Genomic DNA, 24227 nt, shown 5'->3' with positions numbered 1-24227 from the left:
AAGGACGGTGCAACACTTTGAATCGACGCATCGTGCTTTCCGAAAATCGATTCCGATTTTCGGGCCGATGCGCTAAGCCAGCTTTTCTGTCTGCGGCATCCACCAGCTGGTGCGTTTGCCGATATGCATGTTGAGCGTCTTGGTCTCCGTGTAGTCTTCGACCGCATGGCGGCCGAGCTCACGGCCGAGGCCGCTTTGCTTGTAACCGCCAAAGGGAAGTTCCGAGGCGCCGTCCATGAAGGTGTTCATCCAGACCGTCCCTGCCCGCACCGACCGGCCGACCATCAGGCACGTGTCGAAATCGCGGCTCCAGACACCGGCCGACAGGCCGTAGTCGATGGAATTCGCAATCCTGATCGCTTCGGCGGATGTCTCGAATGTCAGGACCGAAAGCACCGGACCAAAGACTTCCTCGCGCGCCACGGCCATATCGGGGGTGACCTCTTCGAGGATCGTCGGCGACATGAACTGCCCCATGCCGAGATCGAGCGTCTCGCCGCCATGCGCGACCCGGGCACCGCTGCCCCTCGCGCCGGCGACGTATCCTGATATCTTCTCCAGATGCTCAGGCGTGATGATGGCGCCGACCTGCGTCGAAGGATCGAGCGGGTCGCCGACCTTCACCGCCTTCGACAGCTCGGCAATCCGCTTGACGACATCGGAAGCGATTGATTTGTGAAGGATCAGCCGCGAGCCGGCATTGCAGCACTCGCCGGCATTGAAGTATGCGCCGAAGACCGCGGCATCGATGAACGCATCGAGATCGGCATCCGGAAACACGATCTGCGGGTTCTTCCCACCCAGTTCCAACGAGACCTTCTTCAGGGTCTGTGCGGCATTCGACATCGTCAGCTTTCCGACGCCGGTCGAGCCGGTGAAGGACACCATGTCGACGTCAGGATGCGACGTCATGACCGCGCCGACCTCTGGTCCCGTGCCGGTGACAATGTTGACGACGCCATCCGGAATGCCTGCCTCCTGCAGGATCTCTCCCAGCACCAGCGTCGATCCCGAGGTCAGTTCCGAGGGCTTGACGACGGTCGTGCAACCTGCCGCCAGAGCGAATGGCAGCTTCTGGCCGACGATCAGGAACGGAAAGTTCCAGGGTGTGATGATCGACACCACCCCGATCGCTTCGCGCAAGACGACGCCGAGTGTGCCATCGCCGAGCGTGTTGTAGCTTTCACCATGGAGGTCGCGGGCAAGAGCCGCCGCGTAGCGCCATATGTCAACCGAGCCGGCAATTTCTCCCCGTACCTGCGTGATCGGTTTTCCTGCCTCGATCGCATCGAGAAATGCCAGCTCCTCTGCACGCGCCGCGATCAAATCGGCAGCCTTGAGCAGGATGGCGGAACGTTCAGAAGCGGTCATTCGGGGCCACGGCCCGAGGTCGAAGGCCTTGCGTGCCGCGGCGATCGCGCGCTCGGCGTCCCTCTTACTGCCGGTCGGAAACCGGCTGACCACGACACCATGGCTTGGAGCGACACGCTCGATCGGATCGGAGCTGCCTGCCTCCCATTTGCCATCGATGAGCATCTTGAAATCACGCGCTTTGTGGTCGCTGAGCGCGGTGGGGTTGACGAGAACCGTCATTACCATTCTCCCTTGAACGTTGCCGGGCGCTTCTCGCTGAATGATGCGACGCCCTCCTTCAGATCGCCGGTCTTCGCAGCGAGGATCGAGCCCAGGGCTTCCACCGCGGTTCCGTTGTCTTCGCCGTTTGCCGATGCGATCATCAACTTCGCGATCTCGGTCGCAGCCGGCCCCCTTGCGGTAATCCGCTGGGCATATTCCCTGGCAGTAGTGAGCCCGTTTCCTGTGGGGACTACCGCGTCGACGATCCCGAGCAGGCGTGCCTCCTCGGCGGTGAATATCTCGCCGCCCAAGGCCATGCGTCGGACGGCCTGCGCCCCGAACCGGCGGACGAGACGCTGCGTCCCGGACCAGCCCGGCACCATGCCAAGGCCGGTTTCCGGCAGACCGATCTTGATCTGTTCCTCGGCAAGGCGAATGTCCGCAACCCCTGCAAGTTCAAGCCCTCCCCCGAGGGCATGGCCATTCAGAGCCGCGATCAGCGGCATCCGGAGCGTCGCCAGTCTTTCGAAGATACGGTGGCCGTGGCGAACCCAGAGATGACCGAACTCCTGAGGCAACATTCCGCCCCAGGCCTTGATATCGCCGCCGGCGGAAAAGCCCTTTCCTTCGCCTGTCAGAATGGCAGCGCGCACATTGGCGTTCGCCTCCACCTCGTCGGCCGCGTCCGCCAGCGCTTTCAGCATGTCGAGGTCGAGCGCGTTCAGCTTCTCCGGACGAGAAATCGTCAGCGTCGCAACATGTCCATCGACGTCAACCTTGACGGTTCCGCTAGCCATGGAAGCTGCCCTCCAGTGTCTGTGCCCTTTTTTCTGGAAGCGATAGGCCGATGTTTGCCTCCGCGAAGAGCGCCGCGTCCATGACCTTCAGGTCGGGCGCAACGATCAGCGGAAACTCCGACTGATCGAGGATGTGGGACTGGAGATCGACGCCTGGGGCAATCTCGGTGAGGACGACGCCGTCGGGCGTCAGCTTCATAACGCACCGCTCGGTGACATAGGTGATCTCCTGCCCCTGCTCGATCGCGCGCCTGCCGCTGAAGGTGACGTGTTCGACCTCGTTCACGAGTTTCTTCAACTTGCCTTCCTTCTCGATGAGAAGAGCGCCATCGGAGATCGAAAGCTTCGCTCCGGCGTTGAACATGCCTGAGAATACGATCTTCTTCGCCCGCGCCGTGATGTCGACGAAGCCTCCGGCGCCAGCCGTCACATGCGGCCGGAAGGAGAGTTTGGAGACGTTGACCGAACCGTCTTTGCCGATCTCGAGGAAGGACAGCAGCGAGGCATCGAAGCCTGCACCCTGGAAATAGGTGAACTGATAGGGAGACGGCATATAGGCGTCCGCATTGGAGGCGCAGCCAAAGGCGAAGTCGAGCAGCGGCACCCCACCGACAGCACCTTGCTCAATGACCCAGGTGACCGCGCCGTGGAGCCCCTCCTCCAGCAGAATTCGCGGCACGTTGGCCGATATGCCGAAGCCGAGATTGACGCAGCTTCCCGCTTGCAGTTCCTGCGCGACACGACGCGCGATGACTTTCTGAACGTTGAATTCCGGAACGCTGAAACTATCGAGCGGGCGGAAGATCTCCCCGGAAATTGCCGGATCATATTGCGTCTGGGTCGTCTGCTTCTGTTCCGGATCGACGATCACATAATCGACCAGCATTCCGGGCACCCGGACGTCATGGGGCTTCAGCGAGCCTTCCTTGGTGATCCGCTTGACCTGGGCGATGACGATGCCGCCGTTGTTGCGTGCGGCCAGCGCCTGATCGAGGCCGCCGAGATAGGCGCCTTCATGTTCATATGTCAGGTTGCCGCGCTCGTCGGCGGTGGTGGCGCGGATGATGGCGACCTCAGGGACGATCGAGGGAAAGAACAGCCAGTCGTCGCCCTCGAAGCGCACACGCTTGACCACCGGATGCTCCGAAGCCAGGCCGTTCATCGCGCAACCCTGCCGCTTGGGATCGACGAATGTGTCGATGCCGATCTTGGTCAGGACACCCGGCCGCTTCGCCGCGGCCTCGCGATGAATGTCGAAGAGGATACCCGAGGGAATGTTGTAGGCCGGGATTTCGTTGTTGGTGATCATTTGCCAGATCAGCGGCGGCTCTGACGACGACGGACCGGACGGATAGGAACCACCGATGATGCGCTTGAGCAGCCCCTTCTTGGCGATATGGTCGACGCCCTTGATGCCGCTCATGTCGCCGGCGGCGATAGGATGAAGGGTGGTGATATCACGGGGATGGCCGGTCGCATCGAAACGCTCGCCAATCGCCTTCAGCATGAGGTCCGGGCAACCAAGACCGCTCGAGGAAGACACCGTTACAACAGCGCCATCCGGGATCAGCGCGGCCGCTTCGGTCGGGGTGAGATGCTTCTTCATGGGCCTTACTCAGAGTCCTGTTTCGATTTTTACGCTCTTGCGGGCGCCACAGCTCTCGCGAACGACCAGCCGAACGGCTGTTGTCACCGTCTCCGCCTCGGCCTTGCCCGCATTGATCTGCTTGAGAAGCAGCTGAGCGCCCCGGCGGCCAATGCCCTGCGGATCGACCGAGACCGTCGTGAGCGCCGGAACCGCCGCCTGAGCCTCGATGACGTCGTCGAAACCGACGACCGCGAAGTCGGAGCCGGGCTCCAGACGGCGGGCACGTAATCCGTCGCAAACACCGAAGGCGACGGCATCGTTGAAGCAGACGGCTGCCGTGGGTTTGTCGGTAAGAACAATTGCCTTTCCGATCGCCTCCACCCCACCGGCTCGCGAAGGCGCAGACGAGATGACAAGTTCTTGGTCGTAGTCGAGCCCGGCTGCCTCCATGCCGTTTCGGTAACCGGCAAGGCGGTCGTCGAAGACAGCGGTGTCGGGAAAGCCGCCGAGAAAAGCGATGCGCTTGTGACCGAGCTCCGCCAGGTGCTTGACCGCGGACCTCATGCCAGCCTGGTTGTCGGAGACGACGGACGAGACTTTGGCGCCAGGCAGGTTTCTGACGACGACCACCACCGGAATCCCCGCGGCGACAAGCGGCTTGAAGTCTGCGGCATCGGTGGCGCGCGCCGGCGACACGATGAGCCCCGAAATGCCATGTTCCCGCATCGATGCGACAACCTCGCGCTGCCTATCGATGCTCTCGCTGGTGTTCGACAGGAATTGCACGAACCCGGCCGACTGAACGACCATATCGACGCCGACTGCCAGCTCCGCGAAGAAGCTGTTCGTCAGGTCGTTGACGACGACCCCGATGATCCTCGACTTGGCACTGGCCTGCCGAAGATTGGCGGCGCCGCGATTGTAGACGTAGCCCAGCTCGCGCATCACCGTATTGACCTTGGTACGCGTCCCCTCATTGACCAGCGAGGAGCCCTGAAGCACCAGCGAAACCGTCGATTTCGAGACGCCTGCGGCTTTCGCAATGTCAATGACGGTTACCCGCGCCTTTGTCACATCTTCCTCCCGGCGCCAACGATCGACCGATCGCTTTAAATATTTGGAACGTTCCAATTCTGTCAAGTGAAATTTATACGTGCCGTTATCTGTTAGGAGCATATGCGGCAAATTTCCACCTCCTCGATTGCCGGAATCTCATCATAAAAATTGGAACGATCTAAAAAATGACCCTGACTGAGAGGCACATGTCGATATTTTTCGACCTGCAAAATCGTGCGTGGCGCACGACCGACCGATGCGTTGGCAGCAAAAATGTGGAAGATTCGGGCTCGCCTGGTACTTCCGTCGAAGCGATCTATGCGGCGCAATGGGCGGACATTCCGGCAAAAGCACGAAGGGCTCCTATTCTGCGTTCATAGACGCTGCGACAAACCCAGTGGAGCAGATGGAGACATGAAACTGCGCGCCGAGTTGACCGTTCTGGCACTACGGCTTCTCCACGAATTCGCCGACATGGTCGGAGAGGATCGTCCCTTGTTTCTCGATGCGCACTCGAACATCCCTCGATTCGATAGACATTAGCGAAACTTTATCGTTTGTGACGAATGCTACGAATACGTGCAACGCGCCAGATCTGAAGCAGGGCCGGATGATGTCACACTCGTTTGAATCCATTCTGGAGAGCCTGCCTCAGGGCATCGTTCTGCTTGATCCTGCCGGTACGGTGACGGCATTCAATTCACGCACGCTTGATATTCTCGGTCTTCCGCAAGGCGCCATTCGCAAAGGCATGAATATCCACGGATTGCCGGGCGCTGCAGACTGCCGTTCAGTGGCATCCCGGCGGTCGACGGCCGGTGGACCGCCGACGTCTCAGTTTGCCCTTTCCGACGGAGGAATGGTGTCACTGACCTGCGCGCCATCGCGGGATGGAGGCTGGATCCTCAGTTACGAAGACATCTCGACTCTCATTCGCGTCGAAGACAGCCTGACCGAACAACATCGCCGGTTCGACGCAGCGCTCAGCAACATGCCGCATGGGCTGTGCATGTTCGATTCGACCAAGAACCTGATATTGTGCAACGCCTCCTACGCGCGGATGTACAATCTGCCGGACCTGCTAACGCAACCGGGGACACCACTTGTGGATATCCTCGCCTATCGCAGCCGAGAGGGAAACGGCCCGGCCGATACCACGACCTATTTTGATGTGGTCTTCGAAGCGACAACCCGCGGTGCGCCGGCCAGCCAAAACATCGTCCTGGCCGATGGGCGCGTTATCAAGATCACCCACAATCCGATGCAAAACGGTGGATACGTGGCCACCCATGAGGACGTCACCAAGACCGTGCGGCTGGCGGAAGAGCTGCGCCAACATCACGATCAGCTCGAAGCGACAGTGCAGAGCCGCACGGCGGAAGTCGAGCGGCAGGCGCGGGAACTCGAGCGCATGCTGGCGCAGGAGCGGAACATCAACGAATTGCAGCGGCAGTTCGTGGCGATGGCATCCCATGAATTCAGAACCCCGCTTGCAATCATCGACGCTGCTGCCCAGCGGTTGTTGCGAAAAAAGGGGGCGGTCGAGCCCGAATTTCTCAGCGACAAGGTCGATCAAATCCGCGCATCGGTGACCCGGATTGTCGATCTCATGGAGAGCATCCTGTCAGCCGGACGCCTTGATACCGGCAAGATCGACATCAGCTACGACGCATGCGCATTGAGATCATTGATAAAAACCTGTTGCGAGCGGCAGTCGACGATCGCAAAGTCGCACAGGCTTGTGTTGGATATCGATGGGCTGCCGGAGTTCATCGACGCCGATCCCCGCACTTTGGCGCAGGTCTTTACCAACCTGCTTTCCAATGCCGTCAAGTACGCGCCCGGAACCTCCGAAATTCGCGTCACGGCATGGGCAGAAACGGGGAACGTCAAAGTTTCGATCAGCGATGATGGGGTGGGGATCGATGCCGAAGACGTGCCCCGGCTGTTCCAGCGTTATTTTCGTGCCCGGACGTCGACCGGGATTGCCGGAACCGGTATCGGCCTCAACCTGGTTAAGCAGATCGTCGAACTGCATAACGGCTCGATAGAGGTTCGAAGCGCAAGAGGATGCGGATCGACGTTTATCGTAACCCTTCCCATCAAGAGAAGTGGTAACGCTTCCGCGACCAATGACGCTGCCTGATATTTCAGGATTGCTGTCCTGAATATCTACCCTATCCTTCTTACAATAGAGGAGGATCATGCCATGGCTTTCATTCACACCCCCAATGCATCCGCCAGCGAGAAGACGACGTCGATGTATGCGTCGGCCGAGGCGAACTATGGTTATCTGCCGAACATGTATCGGGCCTTCGGCCATCGGCCGGAGGTGATGGAGAGCTGGGCAGCGCTGCTTTCGAGCATTCGCGGCCATATGAGCTTGCGGCGCTACGAGCTGGTGACGCTGGCGGCGGCCAAGGAGCTCAAATCCTCCTATTGCATGCTGGCGCACGGCTCGGTGCTGCTGCGCGAGGGTTTCACCAGCGACGGGCTGACGGCCGTTGTCAACGAGACGGACAAGGCGCCGATCGATGCCGGCGAACGCGCGATCATGGCCTTTGCCGCCAAGGTGGCGCGCGATGCGACGTCGGTGACCCAGCAGGACATAGACGGGCTGAAGAAACACGGGCTAAGCGATGCCGATGTCTTCGACGTCACGGCTGCGGCAGCGGCCCGGTGTTTCTTCTCGAAAATGCTGGATGCGCTGGGTGCTGCACCCGACCATGCCTATATCGAGCGGCTGGAGCCGAATGTGCGAAAGACGCTCAGCGTCGGCCGAGAGGTCGAGCGGCCTCTGGCGCCGTCACCGTCTCGCGCGCAATGATGCGATGACGGAGGCGCCAGGACGCCTGGTCCTGCAGCCCCTATTCCTGCGGTTTGTCCGCAAAATGCCGGATCGCAAATTCGGCGATATTCTGGCTCGACCGATCGGCATCGTCGAGCAGCGAGGGAAACAGCTGCCACTGATGCGGCATGCCGGGCCATACCTCGGTGGTGACGTCCACGCCCGCCACGCGCGCCTTGTCGGCGAGCCGCAGCGTATCGTCCAGCAGGACTTCGCCGGAGCCGACCTGCAGCAACAGCGGCGGAAAGCCGGCCATGTCGGCGTAGAGCGGCGATGCCTGGGGATCGGTCAGAGACCGGCTGCGGAGATAGGTCTTGCGCAAGGTCTCGATCCAGTCCTTGCCGACCAGCGGATCGCTTCCGGCGTTTGATGTCATGGAGTCACCCGTCGCGGCAAGATCGGTGATGGGGCTGAGCGCAATCACAGCCGCCGGCAACGGCTTTGCCGCCTGCATCTGCCGCAGCACCGTCTCGATCGCGATATTGCCGCCGGCGCCGTCTCCGGCCACGATGACATTCTCGCTCCGATAGCCGTTGTCGAGAAGCCAGCGATAGGCCGTCAGCGCGTCGTTGATCTGCGCGGGATAGGCATATTCGGGCATCAGTCGATAATCAATGAGAAGAATGTCGCTGGATGCGGCTTTGGCGAGCGAGCCGGCAAGCAGGCTATGCGTGCGGATCGAGCCGCTGGAAAAGCCGCCGCCATGAATATAGAGGATCACCCTTTGGCCGATCGGATGATGAAGACGAGCGGGCCACATCAGCTCGGCATCGACGCCGTCGGCATCGACCTGCCGAACCTGGATGCGCGTCGGCCCCGGCATCGTCTCCATCAGCGTCCTGAACGCTGTCCGCCGCTGCTGCAGGCTATCGGCGCCGGCAAAGTGATCTTTCCAGAGGCCGACAAGTTTTTCGACCTGTTCGCGCGAGGCCGAGCTTTGCGGCCCAATGTCCCGCCCGACCGCCGCCGAGGCGAGCAGCATCAGCGCAGCCAACGCGGGGAACAGACGTTTGAGCCGCTTTGGGGCTCTTCGAATACCAACTGGCAAAATCCGACCGTTCATCAACCTCTCCCGACGATACTGGCCATGCGGCATCTTTGGCCGGTTCGTCCACCGGAGTCAAAAGGGTGACAGGCTCGAACCCCAAGCTTTTTCACTCCACGAACATCGCCGCACCCGTCCGGGCCTGGGTGCGGTCGATGGCCGCCTTGAGGGCCGTCCACATCAAGCGGCGACTCGATGACGGAGATAGGGCGGATCCTCTGGACGTCCCTCCACTCTGCCTGGAATGAAAGTTGGCAGCTGCCCGTTCACTGTGGATTCATCAGACTGCTCTTAAAAAATTGAACAATGCCTGCCTGCACGGCTTGCCATTTGCCGCGCTTCCGTCGGAAATGGACGACGTGCCTGGCTGTCCCCTATCCCGGCGCCTCGTCTTGCTTGTGAGTGAAGGATACCGATGACCACCATTTACCTTGCCGGCCCGGAAGTCTTTCTTCCGGATGCCATGCCCATCATGGCCGAGAAACGCCGATTGGCGCGCCAGTTCGGCTTCGAGCCGACCGGTCCCGGCAGCGACGAAAACCAGACGCCGGTGAAGCGGACGGCCGCAGAGATCTATGCACGCAACGACGATGCCATGCGTCGAGCCGAGATCTGCCTTGCCAACATCACTCCCTTTCGAGGCGTCAGCGCTGATCCGGGTACGGTCTATGAGATCGGCTTTATGATTGCGCTGGGAAAAGCGGTCTTCGCCTATACCAATCACCCCGACGACTACGGTCTGCGTGTTCGCTCGATCTGGTATGCGGGGCTCGATATCGATGAGACGAGCGGGCGCCCACGCGGACCGGATGGCATTGCGATCGAAAATCACGGGATGGCCGACAACCTGATGATCGACGGAGGGGTCGAGGCGACGGGAGGCAAGGTGTTCCGTGCGGCCGCGCTCCCGGCGGATCCCGCCCGCGACCTTACGGTTTACTTCGAGGCGCTTCAGACCATCGCCGGCATGCTGGCCTCTTTTACTCCGCCTTCATCGCGTCGATGAACGCCCTGAAGCCCGCCGACATGTGGCGGCGGCTCGGATAGTAGAGATAGAGCGGTTCCTCCGGCTGGCACCAGTCGTCCAGCACCTGGATCAACTCGCCGCTGGCGATCGCCTTCTCCACGCGCGGCTCCCAGACATAGGCAAGGCCGACGCCGCCGAGCGCTGCCTGCATCATCAGCTCGTGATCGTCGAGCGACAGCGGTCCGGTCGGCTGAAAGCTCACCGCCTGGCCGTCCTTCTCGAATTCCCAGGCGTAACGCGCGCCTGAAGGAAACATGTTCTGGATGCAGAGATGGCGCTTGAGTTCGTGCGGTGTCGCCAGTTTCGGCCGGGTCTCGAAATAGGCGGGCGAGCCGACGACGACCAAGCGGATGCGCGGCTTGATACGCAACGCGATCATGCCCTCGGTGACGCGTTCGCCGAAGCGGATGCCGGCATCGAAGCCCTCTTCGACGATATCGACCAGCCTGTCCGTGGCGTTGATCTCCAGCTGCAAATTGGGATTCTTTTTGAGCAACGGGCCGATGACACGACCGATGACGAAGGGGCCGATCGAGTTCGGAACGTTGATCCGCACCTTGCCGAATGGCGTGTCGCGGTAGCGGTTCAGCGCATCCAGCGCCGCAGCCATTTCGCCGAAGGCCGGGTCGAGATGCGAGATCAACAGTTCGCCGGCCTCGGTCAGCGAAACGCTGCGCGTCGTGCGGTTGAGCAGGCGGATGCCGATCCGATCTTCGAGATTGAGCACGGCGTGGCTGACCGCGGAGGCGGTGACACCCCTCTCCTCGCCCGCCTTGCGGAAGCTTTTGTGCCGGGCGACGGCCGCGAAGGCAGCGAGTTCGGAAAGTTCGGTGGCGCGCATTCCTGAATGTAACTCATCATAGTTTCAAGAATAACAAATCTTATACAGCAACGGATTTTCGGTCAAATTCAACCGGTCAGCGCAGAGATGCGACGCCAACCAAATAGCTCTCGAAAGGAATTCGTCATGAAAGTATGGTTCATCACTGGTGCATCCCGCGGCTTCGGCGCGCTGATGACCAAGGAAGCCCTTGCGTCAGGCGATGCCGTTATCGCCACTGCCCGCAACCCGAAGACCATCACCGAGCAGTTCGGCGAGCATCCGAACCTGCTGGCCGTTGCCCTCGACGTCACCAACGAGGCGCAGGCCAAGGAGGCAGCGGCTGCCGGCATCGCCTGCTTCGGCCGTATCGATGTTCTCGCCAACAATGCCGGCTACGGCCTGCTCGGCGCTGTCGAGGAAGCCACCGCCGAAGAGATCGAAAGGCTCTATGCCACGAACGTCTTCGGGCTCCTGAAGGTGACGCGCGCCGTGCTGCCCTATATGCGCCGCCAGCGCTCCGGCCACATCCTGAACTTTTCCTCGATCGGCGGTTACTTCGGCTATCCCGGCTGGGGCGTCTACGGCTCGACGAAGTTCGCTGTCGAAGGCTTGTCCGAATCGATGGCCGCCGAACTCGAACCTTTCGGCATCAAGGTGACGATCGTCGAGCCCGGCTTCTTCCGCACCGACTTCCTCGCCGACACGTCGCTGGCGATCAGCCCGGCCTCCATCGCCGATTACGAAGGCACGCCGGCCGGCAACATGCGCAGTTTCGCCGCCAACGCCAACCATGCCCAGCCCGGCAATCCCGCCAGGCTCGCCACCGGCATCATGACGATGGTCAACTCGGCCGATCCGCCGCTAAGGATGCCGTTCGGCAGCGACACGGTGGCCGTCATCGAGCAGCAGCATGCCAGCGTCGAAAAGGAACTTGCCGCCTGGCGCGAACTCGCGCTGTCCACGGATTTTCCAAGCGATGCAACGGCCTTGGCCTGAAAGGCACTGCCCGCCGCATCCCAGATCTCGGGATGCGGCGGCAGCGCCGCTGTGACCGCAGGAAAGCGCATGATGCGGCAAATTAGCATTCGCCTCACACCTGGAATGACCTAGATCTAGGTTCGATCACCACCATGAAGAGGCGAGCATGTCCATCAAGTCCATCTGCATCTATGGCGCTGGCGCACTCGGCGGCGCTATCGCCGCCAAGCTTGCAAGCCAAGCCGGAAACAACACCATCATCTCCGTCGTTGCGCGTGGAGCCCATCTCGACGCCATCCGCGACAACGGTCTCAGCCTGCGCGAAGCCGATTCGGAAAGGCCGCTCAATGTTCGCCTTACCGCGACCGACGATCCCGGGACATTGCCGCCGCAGGATCTCGTCATCACCGGCCTAAAGGGGCATCAGCTGGCACCCGCTGCCGAAGGCATTGCAGCCCTCCTCAAGGAGGGCACCCGCGTCATCATGATCCTCAACGGCATTCCGTGGTGGTATTTTCACCGCGATACCCAGAGCCGGCATGCCGAACTGCAGTTCGATGAGCTCGATCCCGGCGGCAGGCTCTGGCGGCTGATCGGGCCGGAGCGCGTCATCGGCTGCGTCGCTTATCAGGGTGCCGAGGTGATCAACCCCGGCGAGATCCAGCTTGCCAACAACGGCCGCTTCGTGCTCGGCGAGCCCTCCGGCGAAATCTCGCCCGATCTCGAGGCAATCGCCGCGCTGCTGACCGGCGCCGGCCTCAGCATTACGACGACACCTGATATTCGCGGCGAGATCTGGAGCAAGTTGATGGGTAATGCCGCCTTCAACCCGATCAGCGCGCTGACCAGGGCGCTGATGACCGACATCATGGCGGATCCCGCCCTTTCGGCCACCGTAGGCAAGGTGATGAGTGAGGTCCGCGCCGTTGGCGAGGCTCTGGGCGCGCGGTTCAGCATGAGCGTCGAGCAGCGGCTGGAACAATCGCGCCATATCGGCGGCGTGCGCACGTCGATGCTGCAGGACCTGATCGGCGGCAAGGCGCTCGAAATTACGCCGCTGGTCGGCATGGTGGTGGCGCTCGGCCGGCTGAGCGCCGTGCCGACCCCGGTTTCGGAAACGATCCTGGCGCTGGTGACCCAGTTGGATCGGGAAAACCAAAGCAGCTGAGTGCAGAGGACTGGGCGGCCGGGGGAAACCTGGCCGCCTTCCCTTACTTTCCGACCTGCTCGGCCCAGTTCGGCGCCTTGCCGCCACCATCGAGGAAGGTCATCGCCATATTCGCCATGAGGGGCGAAGCGAAGGTCTCGTAGTGGGTGAGATCGGGCAGGATCGCCAGCCGGTTCTTCGACATGTTCTCCCGCATCCAGCCCGCATCGCGCAGACCGCCGCCGAGCTTGTGGTAGAAGTCGATCATGTGCTCGGGGCGGATCATGTCGGCATCGCCGTAGATCAGCATGACCGGCATGGTGAGCTTGGCGACGGCATCGCTATAGTCGATGGGTTCGCGCATCAGTGCGCCCATGGCGTCGAGCAGCTTCGGAAATTCCGAAACGTCAGGCGCCACCGCCTTGTAGGAGAGGAACATCGGTGTGTCCTTCATCATGTCGGCCATAGCAGCGCCGACGGCCGCCTGCTGCGGCAGCATCTCCGGGAAGAAGCCGTTCTGCGCATAGGGTGCCGAGAGTATCACCAGCCGGCGCACTTGGTCGGGCGCGTTCGCCGCCATGTTCAGCGCCACCCCGCCGCCGAAGGAATAGCCGAAAACGTCGAGCTTGTCGTAACCGAGTTGCTTCATCAGGATAGCGAGATCGGCGCCGATGGTCGGAAGGTCGATCGGCCGCGTGCCGAGGGGCGTGCGGCCATGGCCCTGCAGATCGACAGCGATCACCTGCCGGTGGTCGGTGAAGACAGGCATGACGGGCGCGAACATCTCGATCTGCCCGAGGCCACCGTGAAGGAGCAGCAGCGGCTCGCCCTCGCCGCGGATCTCATAATAATAATCGATACCGTTGACCCGCAGACTTCCCTTCCTGACAATCGGCGCTGCAGCCTTCTTCACCTCAGTCGCCGGCGCGGTACCGTCGGCACTCGCCATATCGGGCGCGGCCAGAAATGCGGCAGTCGTTGCGATCATCGAAATCAGCGTCATCTTCGACATGTCCTTGCTCCGTGTTTGCATCGATACCGCAAGGACGGCGGCGCTCATATCTTTCCGACACTACGCTTCGAAATTTCTCGCATCGGCCTTTATGCCGTTCCTATATTTTCGTGCCCCGCTCCGAATGGATTTCCTATCGCCGGCAGCAGTAGACTTTCGCCATCACCGCAAAGGTCAAATGCCATGCGAAATGTCATGTCCTCCGGTTTTCAGCCCCTTCGCCCATCCAGGATCAAACGCGGCAGCCGGCAGATGCGCGAGAAGCGCACCGCCCAGGCGCTGATCGTCTTCGGCGTGGTGCTCGCCTGCGTCGAGCTCTACATCGTTTTCGGCGCGCTCTGAGATCCGCCATGGAAACGGCGAGAATGCCGCGCCTTGGCGGCGCGATCACCGCTCTTGTCACACCGTTTCGCCATCGCGGCCTCGACAGGCCGGCGTTTCGGGCGCTTGCAGAATGGCAGATCCTCAGCGGCGTCGACGGGCTTGCTGTCTGCTCCGTGTCAGGGGAAGGCCCGACGCTTTCGCCGCAGGAGCGCGCTGAGGTGATCGACCTCAGCATCCAATCGGCCGCCGGCCGCGTGCCCGTCATCGCCGCCACCGGCACCAACTCCACCGAAAGCACGATCGCGCTCACCCAAGAGGCGGAAGCGCTCGGCGCCGCCGCCGCACTCGTCACCGTGCCCAATTATTCCAAGCCCGGGCAGAAAGGCATCATCCACCACTTCGAACAGGTGGCAGCGGCGAGCCGACTGCCTGTCATCGTCGACCACGCGCCGGCGCAGACGGCGAGCGATCTTTCGACGGAAACGCTCGGCAGGCTGGCCGCCATCCCGGGATTGTCGGCATTCGCGACGCGACGGGCGACATCGCTCGCTTCGCCGGCCTTTCGCCCATCCTGCGACAGCGCTTCCGCTTCTTTTCCGGCCATGACCCTTCCGCGCTCGCCTTCACCATCGCTGGCGGCGACGGCGCGATCTCGCCGGGCGCCAACGTTCTGCCAGGGCTCTTCACCTCGATGCAGCAGGCAGCACGGGCCGGAAACCTTTCGGCCGCGCGTTCTCTGCAGGATCGGCTGCTGCCGCTGATATCGGCACTCGGGCCGGAGGGCGATCCGGCGAGGATCAAATACGCGCTCCGGCTGATGCGCGGCCTGGAGGCCGAGCTTCGCCTTCCGCTTGTCGCTGCCGAGCCGGAGGTGCGTTTGGCCATCGGCAAGGCGCTTGCGCCCTTCCTTGACGAAAACAGCGCGGGGATGGCGTTATCCCTATGAGATTTTTATATTTTCGTTTTCGCCGCCAAATGGAAACCCTATCCACCGGAGCTTATTTTTGAAGCGTGACACCGCCGCTCGATCAAGCGGCGGTTGAGACTTCGAAAGGACAAACCGATGTCACGCCTGACTGAACCGAGTGTCGAGAGCGACCCGCTGCAACGCAGCCACATCAGCACACTCGCCGCCGATCCCTCCCATTCGATGCTCTCCGGCCTTGCCGCGATTGCGCCCCGCCTTGCGATGACGCTGGCCTTTGCTGGCCTGGTCCAGATGATGTTCGACCTCATCTCCCGGTGAAGCATCAGGACCGAAGGATCACCACAATGGCAAATGCACAGCAACGCCGCAGCCTTCCCGCTGCAGCACCTTCGCCTTCCGCCCGCTTCACCGTCGGCCGCGACAGAAGCGGCCGCTGGATCGTCCACGACCGCGACGGCCTCGTCGGCGGGCTCTTCATCAATGAAGCGGCCGCCCTCCATTTCGCAGCTGGGGAATGCAACTGCCCCTCCGCCGATATCCATAGGGCGGCCGCAGGCATGGTGCTCGAATTCGCGCCCTTTGCGCGCGGCACGGCGAATATCCACTAGATCTTACCGTACTCCCGCTGTTTTCATGCAGCGGGAGTACGAAGACATGAGCTGAACGGCCGATTTCCAACTTTTCCTTAACCCACATTCTGGTAAAATCCTGGCGCAGAGACTTCAGACGCCGCGAGACCGATGCCGAAACCGAATTTCCGCTTCACCCATTACGATCTCAAGGAACAACGCGCCGGAACGATCATCGAGGTGTCGTTGAATGCGGTGAACAATGTCCGCCTGATGACGGCCCCGAATTTCCAGCGGTTCACCGAGGTTCTCGATTTCAAATATATCGGCGGCGTGGCACGCAAATCGCCGATCAAGATCGCCGTTCCGGAAAGCGGCCACTGGCATGTCATCGTCGATATGGAAGGCCATCACGGGCTTGCGGAATCTTCCGTCAAGGTGATCGCCGCGCCGGCAAATCAGAAGACGCCGCGCGCCTCCTGAGGTTCGCCAGGTTTCAGCGCGGATTACGCTCCTTGCGAAGTTTTGCCCACCATTCCAGCCGCTTGCGAATATCGCGCTCGAAGCCGCGTTCCGGCGGATCGTAGAAGATCTGACGTCCCATCTTCTCCGGGAAATAATCCTGGCCAGAAAAGGCATCCGGCTCATCGTGGTCGTAGCGATAGCCGTCGCCGTAGCCTTCGCCCTTCATCAGCTTGGTCGGCGCATTGAGGATATGCTTCGGCGGCAGCAACGAACCGTTCTGCTTTGCCGCCTGGCTTGCCGCCTTGAAGGCGGTGTAGACGGCATTCGATTTCGGAGCGGTGGCGAGATAGACGCAGGCCTGGGCAAGCGCCAGTTCGCCTTCCGGCGAGCCGAGATACTCATAGGCATCCTTGGCGGCATTGCAGATCACCAGTGCCTGCGGATCGGCAAGACCGATATCCTCCACCGCCATGCGCACCAGCCGCCGGCCGAGATAGAGCGGGTCCTCGCCGGCATCGAACATGCGGGCGAGATAGTAGAGCGCGGCATCGGGATCCGAGCCGCGTACGGATTTATGCAGTGCCGAGATCAGATTGTAGTGGCCATCCTGCGCCTTATCGTAGACCGGGGCACGGCGCTGGACGATGCGCGTCAGGCCTTCTGTGTCGAAGCTCTCGCCTTCGCGCGCCGCGCGCCAGACTTCTTCGGCAAGCGTCAGCACCGCGCGGCCGTCGCCGTCGGCCATGCGGATCAGGCTGACGCGGGCATCCTCCGTCAGCGGCAGCGGCTTCTGCTCGATCGCCTCGGCACGCTTCAGCAGTTCCTCGAGGCTATCCTCGTCATGCGACTTGAAGGTGAGCACGCGGGCACGTGACAGCAGAGCGGCGTTGAGCTCGAAGGATGGGTTCTCGGTGGTGGCGCCGACGAGGATGACGGTGCCATCCTCCATGACGGGCAGGAAACTGTCCTGCTGGGCGCGGTTGAAACGATGGATCTCATCGACGAAGAGCAGCGTCTGACGGCCGTCCATACGCCGCAAACGGGCTGTCTCGAATACCTTCTTCAGATCGGCGACGCCGGAAAAGATCGCCGATATCTGCTCGAAGGCCAGGCCCGCCTCGCCCGACAGCAGCCGTGCGACCGTCGTCTTGCCGGTGCCGGGCGGACCCCAGAAGATCATCGAGCCGAGCGAGCCGCTTTCGATCATTCTTTTCAGCACGCCGTCCTCACCGGTCAGGTGTTCCTGACCGGTGACATCGGCAAGCGTCTTCGGCCGCAGCCGGTCGGCAAGCGGCCGCCTGGCGGCGACCTCCTCCGGAACGCGCGGCGCGAAGAGATCGTTGCTCATCGGAAAAATTGCCGGATGCGCTGGCCGTCACGCTCGATCTCGACCCGCCAGAGGCCGGGGTCACTATCGGCGATCTCGGACAGTTCGCTGGTCGTCTTCACATCGGTGCCGTTGATCGAGACGATGATATCCTTCTGTTCGAAACCGAGACGGGCTGCAGGCGAATCCTCCTTCACCTCGGATACGACGACGCCTGCCGATTCCGGCGGCATGCGCAGCTCGTCGGCGACCCGGGGCGACAGGTTCTCGACGACAGCACCGGTGAACGGCGTGTGCCCGCCGATCGTGCGCTGGTCGCGCGGCGAGGTTTCCGGGGCACGGGCGAGCGTCAGCGGCAGTTGCTCCTCGCGGCCGTTCTCAATGACGGTGAGCTTGACCGAATTGCCGAGACCGGCCGTCGTCAGCCGGTAGAGCAGCGCATCCGGGTGCTCGACGGAAATTCCATCGACGGCGGTGACGATTCCGCCGGCCTTCAGCCCGGCCTTGGCCGCCGGCCCACCTTCCGAAACCTTGACGACGAGCGCGCCGCGGGCCTTGTTCAGCCCCAGCGCCTCAGCCACTTCCGAGGTCACGGCATCGAAGCTTGCGCCGACATAAGGCCGCTCGAAGGATTTGACGCCGGCATCGGCCGACGCGAGGAAGACCTTGACCAGATTGGCAGGGATGGCGAAACCAATGCCGTTCGATCCGCCGCCGCGCGAGAAGATCGCCGTGTTGATGCCGATCAGCTCGCCCTTCATATTCATCAAGGCGCCGCCGGAATTGCCCGGATTGATCGAAGCATCGGTCTGGATGAAGAAACCGAACTCGTTCTTGATCACCTGGTTGCGGGCAAGGGCCGAGACGATACCGCTCGTCACCGTCTGGCCGACACCGAAGGGATTGCCGATTGCCAGCACGAGATCACCGACCTCGACCGTATCGGAATTGCCGATCGGCAATGTCGGAAAGCTTTCCTTGGTGTCGATCTTCAGCACGGCAAGATCGACACGGTCGTCGCGCAGCACCACCTTGCAGGGGAATTCGCGGCCGTCCGAGAGCGCCACCTTGATATCGTCGGCGCCCTCGATGACGTGATTGTTGGTCACGACAGTGCCGTTCGCCTCGACGATGACGCCGGAGCCGAGCGAAGACTGCTTCTCCGAACGGTTCGGCATCTGCTGGCCGAAAAATTGCTCGAAGAAAGGGTCGCCAGCAAAGGGCGACTGCCGCTGGACGGTCTTTTCCGCATAAACGTTGACGACGGCGCCTGACGTCTGTTTGACGAGCGGCGCGAAGGAGAGCTGCATCTGCATCTGGCTCTCGGGTACGGTCTTTGCCGTCTGCGCATGGGCCGCAGCCGGCAGAACGAGCATGAGAGCGAATAGCGAGACGGAGGCGCGCTTGAACAGGCCTTGCATGGGTATCCCTTGTGAATCCTCTTGAGGAACGTTTTAGAGCATGATGCCGAAAAGCGTGAGCGGTTTTCGGACGACATCATGCTCTAACTATTTAATTGCGAACAGGATTCAGATTTTAGGCCGAACCGGCCTAAAACCATCCTGTTCTGCGGCCCGACGCTAGAAAGGAAAGAGGGCGGAAGCATGGAAGAACAAGGCGAGAGGGCGTCTTAGGAACCGGTTGAACTCCATTATGAATTTGATTCAGGAAGATTGGCCATGCAACTGATATCAAAAGCCAAAAACTGGGCGAAGTCACTGAAGCGTGACATCGTCGCCCTATGGCTTGCCGCCCGCGATTCCCGCGTGCCGTGGCATGCCAAAGCGGTGGCCGGCGCCGTTGCAGCCTATGCGCTGTCGCCCATCGATCTCATCCCCGATTTCATCCCCGTCCTCGGCTATCTCGACGACCTCCTTATCGTGCCGCTCGGCATCGTGCTGGCGATCCGGCTCGTGCCAGTAGAGGTGATGAACGAGCTTCGTACGGAGGCGACAAGGCGCATTGAGCGTCCCTCCAGCTGGGTCGGACTGATCTTCATCCTTGCCGTCTGGCTCATTTGCATCATCTTCCTGGCTCTGGCACTGCGGAAGCTAGCCTGACCGGCAGCAATAGGAACATATGAATGATCACGACAAGAACGACGACAGCGGCCCTCGGCTTTGCGATCCTGCTCATTGGATCGAACCTGGCACAGGCAGCAAGCTTCGATTGCGATGCGAAAGAATTGAAGCCGGATGAAAAAGCGATCTGCGACAGCCGCGCACTCAACGACGCCGACGTGAAGATGGTTACGACTTTCGATTTGCTCTCGGGCCTTCTGGCGATGGGTTCGCGCGGAACATTGCAGGACGAACAGACGGCCTGGTTGAAAAAGCGGCAGGAATGCGGAGCGGATGCGGCGTGTATCAAGGCTGCCTATGACGAGCGGCTGAAACAGTTCGGCGAGACCTATAAAAACATCAACCGGCCGCTTTGAAAGCGACCGGTTGGAAGAGCCGCTGACTTTTCATCAACGGTTCGTAAGCTGAAGCTGCTCAGCGGGCGTTCAGATCGCGCACGGCACCGCGGTCCGCACTCGTTGCGAAGGCCGCGTAGGCCTTCAGCGCGGTCGTGACATTGCGCTTGCGGACTTCTGTGGGATACCAGCCCTTGGCGTCCTGTTCGGCGCGGCGGGCGGCAAGTTCGGTCTCGCTGACACGCAGGCTGATCGTGCGGTTGGGGATGTCGATGTCGATCATGTCGCCTTCGCGCACCAGGCCGATCGTGCCGCCATTTGCCGCTTCCGGCGAGGCGTGGCCGATCGAGAGGCCGGAAGTGCCGCCGGAGAAGCGGCCGTCGGTGATCAGCGCGCAGGCCTTGCCGAGGCCCTTCGACTTCAGGTAGCTCGTCGGATAAAGCATTTCCTGCATGCCCGGACCGCCCTTCGGGCCTTCGTAGCGGATGACGACGACATCGCCGGCCTTGACCTCGTTGGCAAGGATCGCCTTGACCGACGAATCCTGGCTTTCGAAGACGCGGGCGGGGCCGGAGAATTTCAGGATCGATTCATCGACGCCAGCGGTCTTGACGATGCAGCCGTCGATCGCAAGGTTGCCCTTGAGCACGGCAAGACCACCATCCTTGGAGAAGGGATGCTCGACCGAACGGATGACGCCGTGCTCACGGTCGGTGTCGAGTTCGTCCCAGCGGGCTTCCTGGCTGAAGGCGACCTGGGTTGGGATGCCGCCGGGTGCGGCACGATAGAAGTTGCGAACGGTTTCGCTGTTGGTGCGGGTGATATCCCAGCGATCGATCGCGTCGCCCAGCGTCTCGGCATGGACGGTCGGGCAATCGCGGTTCAGCAGGCCACCCTTGTCGAGTTCGCCGAGGATCGACATGATGCCGCCGGCGCGGTGGACGTCTTCCATATGCACGTCACTCTTGGCGGGTGCGACCTTCGACAGGCACGGCACGCGGCGCGACAGCGCGTCGATATCGGCCATATTGAAATCGATCTCGCCTTCATGGGCGGCGGCAAGAATGTGCAGGACCGTATTGGTGGAACCGCCCATGGCGATATCGAGCGTCATGGCATTCTCGAAGGCCTGCTTGGAGGCAATGGTGCGCGGCAGCGCCTTGACGTCATCCTGCTCGTAATAACGGCGGGCGAGATCGACAATCAGATGACCGGCCTCGACGAAGAGGCGCTTGCGGTCGAGATGGGTGGCAAGCGTCGAGCCGTTGCCGGGCAGCGACAGGCCGAGGGCTTCCGTCAGGCAGTTCATCGAATTGGCGGTGAACATGCCGGAGCAGGAACCACAGGTCGGACAGGCCGAGCGTTCGATGGTCTGGACGTCCTCGTCGCTGATCTTGTCATCGGCTGCGGCGACCATGGCATCGACCAGGTCGAGCGCATGCGTCTTGCCGTGCAGCACGACCTTGCCGGCTTCCATCGGACCGCCCGAGACGAAGACGGTCGGGATATTGAGACGCAGCGACGCCATCAGCATGCCGGGGGTGATCTTGTCGCAATTGGAGATGCAGACCATGGCGTCGGCGCAATGAGCATTGACCATATATTCGACGCTGTCGGCGATGAGCTCACGCGAGGGCAGCGAATAAAGCATGCCGTCATGGCCCATGGCGATGCCGTCATCGACGGCGATCGTGTTGAATTCCTTGGCGACACCGCCGGCCGCCTCGATCTCGCGGGCAACGAGCTGGCCAAGGTCCTTCAGGTGCACGTGGCCGGGCACGAACTGGGTGAAGGAATTCACCACCGCGATGATCGGCTTGCCGAAATCCGAATCCTTCATGCCCGTGGCGCGCCAAAGGCCGCGGGCGCCCGCCATGTTGCGGCCATGGGTCGTGGTTCTGGAACGGTAAACTGGCATCGGTGTCTTCCTCAACGTGTCGGAATTATCAGGCGAAGCCGGGCGACATGGAGCCTGCGGGCCGGGCAAACGCCGCTTTTTGGAATTGTCCTAATCCAATAGACGGGGGCTGTCACTACCGGGAAGCCCAAATCCGGTACGCCGGGGAGAAGCGCCATGAGGCCCATCGATCATATACGGTTCGACGCGACGTTTTGTTACAGCCTATTCCATCACGACCGAACACAAAAAATTGGCTTCCCGTCAGCAATATTCAAGGCTTAGACACTAATCTAGACATGCCGGCGGTTCGTTTAAGGGCTATATTTCAGGATATCCGCCGAGGAGGTTTCGACATGCCAAGCTATCGCCCACCGAAGATCGCGTCATCGGAGATTACGCCGCGCCAGATCTATGTGCGCCGTCGTGAATTCCTCGGTGCGGCAGCGCTTGGCGCCATGGCGCTCTACAGCGCCGGCAAGGCGAGTGCTGCGGCTCTCTCCGCCGTTGAGAGCAAGTACAAGGTCGACGAGAAGGCGACGCCGATCAAGGACGTCACGACCTACAATAATTTCTATGAGTTCGGCCTCGACAAGGGCGATCCCGCAGCTCTTTCTAGCGATTTCAAGCCGCTGCCGTGGACGATCAAGGTTGACGGCATGGTCAAAAAGCCAGGCACCTTCGACCTCGAGGCGTTGATGAAGGAATTCCCGATCGAGGAGCGCACCTACCGGATGCGCTGCGTCGAGGCCTGGTCGATGGTCATCCCCTGGGACGGCTTTCCGCTGGCATCGCTGCTCGACAAGGTGGAGCCACTCGGCAGCGCCAAATACGTCGCCTTCGAAACCGTGGTGCGGCCGGAGGAGATGCCTGGGCAGAAAGGTTTCTTTCAGTCGCTCGACTGGCCCTATGTCGAGGGTCTGCGCCTCGATGAGGCGCGCCATCCGCTGGCGCTGCTGGCCGTCGGGCTCTATGGCGAAACGCTGCCGAACCAGAACGGCGCACCGATCCGCCTCGTCGTGCCGTGGAAATACGGCTTCAAGGGCATCAAGTCGATCGTCAGGATCACACTCACCGACCAGCAGCCGAAGAATACCTGGCAGGTCACCAATCCGCAGGAATACGGCTTCTACGCCAACGTCAATCCAGCGGTCGACCATCCCCGCTGGAGCCAGGCGAGCGAACGGCGCATCGGCGAAAGCGGCTTCTTCGGCGCCGGCCGCCACCCCACCCTGCCCTTCAACGGCTATGCCGACGAGGTGGCAAGCCTTTATGCCGGCATGGACCTGAAGGCGAATTTCTGATGGCGGAACTGTCGCTCGCCATCCCGAAGCGCTGGCAACCCGCCTCCGTCTGGCTGCTTTATGTCGTCGGGCTCGTGCCTGCGGCCTGGACTTTCTATCTCGGAGCGACCGATCAGCTCGGCGCCGATCCAGTCAAGACCTTCGAGCTCTTCCTCGGCATCTGGACGATCCGTTTCCTAATCCTGACCCTTGCCGTTTCCCCTGCCCGTGAGCTCTTCGGCTGGAACTATCTGCGCTATCGCCGCGCGCTTGGCCTGCTGACTTTCTACTACGCGCTGATGCATTTCACCGTCTACATGGTGCTTGACCAGGCGATGGATATTTCCGCCGTCATCAACGACGTGCTGAAGCGCCCCTTCATCATGTTCGGCATGGCCGGGCTTGCGATGCTCATTCCGCTGGCGCTGACATCCAACAATCTCTCGATCCGCCGCCTCGGCAAGAACTGGATCTGGCTACATCGCCTCGTCTATATCATCGCCGCCTGCGGGGCGCTGCACTTCGCGCTCTCGACCAAGATCCTCGACCTCGAGCAATATATCTATGTCGGGCTGATCATCGCGCTCATCCTCTACCGCTCCTACCGGCCGATCGCACGCAACAGGCAGAAGGGCAAAGGGCGGACGCGCAATCGCGCAGTGGCGTCTGTTCGTGAGACGGCAGGTTAGCGGCGAGGAGACAAGGCCGCCCGATGTGCGGGATCGAAGGCGCAAGCCGTGGCTATGCCGATTGCATAGGCCAGCATATTCCAAAGCGAAAATACCCGGCCAAGCAGCAGGGCGCCTGCCGTGGTCAGCCGAAACGCATCGAGCCAGGGCGTGTGATAAAGCCGGAACAATTCCACCGAGATCGCTATGAAAAGCGCTGTAACAGCAATTGCTGCCGGCCGTGACCTTGCGACAAACAGCGCCACGAGCAGATAGACCATCGCTCCCCAGAGTGCCGATCCACCATATTTGACGACAATGAAGGGCAGATCGGCCGCATAGCCAAACCGTCTGAGCGCCAGCCCGAGCGCAATAACCGCAAGCAGGGCTATGAGACGGAGGAACTGCACTCGACGACGATTTTCAAAGACTTCGCCCAAATGAACCTGTCCTA

At 61.4% G+C, this 24227-nt stretch carries 24 protein-coding genes and 1 pseudogene; 14 read left to right on the top strand and 11 right to left on the bottom strand.

Annotated elements, in window-relative coordinates:
- Positions 1-72 precede the first annotated feature (72 nt).
- The 4 genes from AC244Q_RS07495 to AC244Q_RS07480 are packed head-to-tail and all read right to left on the bottom strand — an operon-like array spanning position 73 to position 5034.
- Positions 73-1593, bottom strand: coding sequence for an aldehyde dehydrogenase family protein (locus tag AC244Q_RS07495; RefSeq protein ID WP_128406135.1), 1521 nt, complete (start codon positions 1591-1593; stop codon positions 73-75).
- Positions 1593-2372, bottom strand: coding sequence for an enoyl-CoA hydratase/isomerase family protein (locus AC244Q_RS07490; protein ID WP_128406134.1), 780 nt, complete (start codon positions 2370-2372; stop codon positions 1593-1595). Before AC244Q_RS07490 ends, AC244Q_RS07495 begins: the two co-directional genes overlap by 1 nt.
- Positions 2365-3978 (bottom strand): acyl CoA:acetate/3-ketoacid CoA transferase, encoded by a 1614-nt coding sequence (locus tag AC244Q_RS07485; RefSeq protein WP_128406133.1) that lies wholly within the window; start codon positions 3976-3978, stop codon positions 2365-2367. Before AC244Q_RS07485 ends, AC244Q_RS07490 begins: the two co-directional genes overlap by 8 nt.
- Before the next feature lie 9 nt (positions 3979-3987).
- Positions 3988-5034: a LacI family DNA-binding transcriptional regulator gene (locus AC244Q_RS07480; protein WP_128406132.1), complete on the bottom strand. Its 1047-nt coding sequence runs from the start codon at positions 5032-5034 to the stop codon at positions 3988-3990.
- A 592-nt stretch (positions 5035-5626) separates the two neighbouring features.
- Here AC244Q_RS07480 and AC244Q_RS07475 point away from each other — a divergent pair.
- Complete coding sequence (locus AC244Q_RS07475) at positions 5627-7162, top strand: sensor histidine kinase (protein WP_128406137.1); 1536 nt, start codon at positions 5627-5629, stop codon at positions 7160-7162.
- A 63-nt stretch (positions 7163-7225) separates the two neighbouring features.
- A complete protein-coding gene (locus tag AC244Q_RS07470) occupies positions 7226-7843 on the top strand; it encodes a carboxymuconolactone decarboxylase family protein (RefSeq protein ID WP_012757044.1) in 618 nt (205 codons plus the stop codon).
- A gap of 40 nt (positions 7844-7883) precedes the next feature.
- Here AC244Q_RS07470 and AC244Q_RS07465 read toward each other — a convergent pair whose 3' ends face one another.
- Positions 7884-8858, bottom strand: a complete 975-nt coding sequence (locus AC244Q_RS07465; RefSeq protein WP_171815715.1) for an alpha/beta hydrolase — start codon at positions 8856-8858, stop codon at positions 7884-7886.
- Positions 8859-9324: 466 nt separating this feature from the next.
- Here AC244Q_RS07465 and AC244Q_RS07460 point away from each other — a divergent pair, with 466 nt between their 5' ends.
- Positions 9325-9915, top strand: a complete 591-nt coding sequence (locus AC244Q_RS07460; RefSeq protein WP_012757042.1) for a nucleoside 2-deoxyribosyltransferase — start codon at positions 9325-9327, stop codon at positions 9913-9915.
- Here the strand turns inward: AC244Q_RS07460 and AC244Q_RS07455 are convergent.
- Entirely contained in the window at positions 9890-10777 is an 888-nt protein-coding gene (locus AC244Q_RS07455) for a LysR family transcriptional regulator (RefSeq protein WP_012757041.1), read from the bottom strand. The genes AC244Q_RS07460 and AC244Q_RS07455 overlap by 26 nt on opposite strands.
- A gap of 126 nt (positions 10778-10903) precedes the next feature.
- Between AC244Q_RS07455 and AC244Q_RS07450 the strand changes: the two genes are divergently transcribed.
- Both AC244Q_RS07450 and AC244Q_RS07445 read left to right on the top strand, forming a co-directional pair.
- Entirely contained in the window at positions 10904-11755 is an 852-nt protein-coding gene (locus AC244Q_RS07450; protein ID WP_128406131.1) for an oxidoreductase, read from the top strand.
- A 148-nt stretch (positions 11756-11903) separates the two neighbouring features.
- On the top strand, positions 11904-12905 hold the full coding sequence (locus AC244Q_RS07445) for a ketopantoate reductase family protein (protein ID WP_113546968.1): 1002 nt from the start codon (positions 11904-11906) through the stop codon (positions 12903-12905).
- Between the two features lie 43 nt (positions 12906-12948).
- Here AC244Q_RS07445 and AC244Q_RS07440 read toward each other — a convergent pair whose 3' ends face one another.
- A complete protein-coding gene (locus AC244Q_RS07440; protein ID WP_206641053.1) occupies positions 12949-13944 on the bottom strand; it encodes an alpha/beta fold hydrolase in 996 nt (331 codons plus the stop codon).
- Between the two features lie 147 nt (positions 13945-14091).
- Here AC244Q_RS07440 and AC244Q_RS07435 point away from each other — a divergent pair, with 147 nt between their 5' ends.
- The 5 genes and pseudogenes from AC244Q_RS07435 to AC244Q_RS07415 all read left to right on the top strand — a co-directional run bounded on the left by AC244Q_RS07435 (position 14092) and on the right by AC244Q_RS07415 (position 16200).
- Positions 14092-14238, top strand: a complete 147-nt coding sequence (locus AC244Q_RS07435; RefSeq protein ID WP_164902284.1) for a hypothetical protein — start codon at positions 14092-14094, stop codon at positions 14236-14238.
- Between the two features lie 8 nt (positions 14239-14246).
- Positions 14247-15166 (top strand): annotated as a pseudogene (gene dapA, locus AC244Q_RS07430) (4-hydroxy-tetrahydrodipicolinate synthase).
- A gap of 117 nt (positions 15167-15283) precedes the next feature.
- On the top strand, positions 15284-15466 hold the full coding sequence (locus AC244Q_RS07425; RefSeq protein WP_164902283.1) for a hypothetical protein: 183 nt from the start codon (positions 15284-15286) through the stop codon (positions 15464-15466).
- A gap of 26 nt (positions 15467-15492) precedes the next feature.
- Positions 15493-15756 carry a hypothetical protein gene (locus AC244Q_RS07420; protein WP_128406130.1) on the top strand — a complete coding sequence of 88 codons (264 nt, stop codon included), beginning with the start codon at positions 15493-15495 and terminating at the stop codon, positions 15754-15756.
- Between the two features lie 132 nt (positions 15757-15888).
- On the top strand, positions 15889-16200 hold the full coding sequence (locus tag AC244Q_RS07415; RefSeq protein WP_003547605.1) for a DUF1883 domain-containing protein: 312 nt from the start codon (positions 15889-15891) through the stop codon (positions 16198-16200).
- A 13-nt stretch (positions 16201-16213) separates the two neighbouring features.
- Here AC244Q_RS07415 and AC244Q_RS07410 read toward each other — a convergent pair whose 3' ends face one another.
- Both AC244Q_RS07410 and AC244Q_RS07405 read right to left on the bottom strand, forming a co-directional pair.
- The gene (locus tag AC244Q_RS07410; protein ID WP_113546965.1) at positions 16214-17530 is read right to left on the bottom strand and encodes a replication-associated recombination protein A; all 1317 of its coding nucleotides are present in this window, start codon (positions 17528-17530) and stop codon (positions 16214-16216) included.
- Complete coding sequence (locus tag AC244Q_RS07405) at positions 17527-18930, bottom strand: DegQ family serine endoprotease (RefSeq protein ID WP_113546964.1); 1404 nt, start codon at positions 18928-18930, stop codon at positions 17527-17529. Before AC244Q_RS07405 ends, AC244Q_RS07410 begins: the two co-directional genes overlap by 4 nt.
- Before the next feature lie 258 nt (positions 18931-19188).
- Here AC244Q_RS07405 and AC244Q_RS07400 point away from each other — a divergent pair, with 258 nt between their 5' ends.
- Both AC244Q_RS07400 and AC244Q_RS07395 read left to right on the top strand, forming a co-directional pair.
- Positions 19189-19569 (top strand): YkvA family protein, encoded by a 381-nt coding sequence (locus AC244Q_RS07400; protein ID WP_113546963.1) that lies wholly within the window; start codon positions 19189-19191, stop codon positions 19567-19569.
- Positions 19570-19592: 23 nt separating this feature from the next.
- A complete protein-coding gene (locus tag AC244Q_RS07395; RefSeq protein ID WP_113546962.1) occupies positions 19593-19946 on the top strand; it encodes a lysozyme inhibitor LprI family protein in 354 nt (117 codons plus the stop codon).
- Positions 19947-20004: 58 nt separating this feature from the next.
- Here AC244Q_RS07395 and ilvD read toward each other — a convergent pair whose 3' ends face one another.
- Positions 20005-21843 carry a dihydroxy-acid dehydratase gene (gene ilvD / locus AC244Q_RS07390; RefSeq protein WP_113546961.1) on the bottom strand — a complete coding sequence of 613 codons (1839 nt, stop codon included), beginning with the start codon at positions 21841-21843 and terminating at the stop codon, positions 20005-20007.
- A gap of 335 nt (positions 21844-22178) precedes the next feature.
- Between ilvD and msrP the strand changes: the two genes are divergently transcribed.
- Both msrP and msrQ read left to right on the top strand, forming a co-directional pair.
- The gene (msrP, locus tag AC244Q_RS07385; RefSeq protein ID WP_113546960.1) at positions 22179-23126 is read left to right on the top strand and encodes a protein-methionine-sulfoxide reductase catalytic subunit MsrP; all 948 of its coding nucleotides are present in this window, start codon (positions 22179-22181) and stop codon (positions 23124-23126) included.
- On the top strand, positions 23126-23794 hold the full coding sequence (msrQ, locus tag AC244Q_RS07380; protein WP_012757025.1) for a protein-methionine-sulfoxide reductase heme-binding subunit MsrQ: 669 nt from the start codon (positions 23126-23128) through the stop codon (positions 23792-23794). Before msrP ends, msrQ begins: the two co-directional genes overlap by 1 nt.
- On the opposite strand, the gene AC244Q_RS07375 is transcribed toward msrQ, so the two are convergent.
- A complete protein-coding gene (locus tag AC244Q_RS07375; RefSeq protein WP_026157319.1) occupies positions 23791-24213 on the bottom strand; it encodes a ribosomal maturation YjgA family protein in 423 nt (140 codons plus the stop codon). The genes msrQ and AC244Q_RS07375 overlap by 4 nt on opposite strands.
- Positions 24214-24227: the final 14 nt, after the last annotated feature.

The sequence above is a fragment of the Rhizobium sp. CB2179 genome (assembly GCF_057653455.1).
The sequence above is the reverse complement of the archived record's forward strand: the minus strand, read 5'-3'. Positions and strand labels throughout refer to the sequence as shown.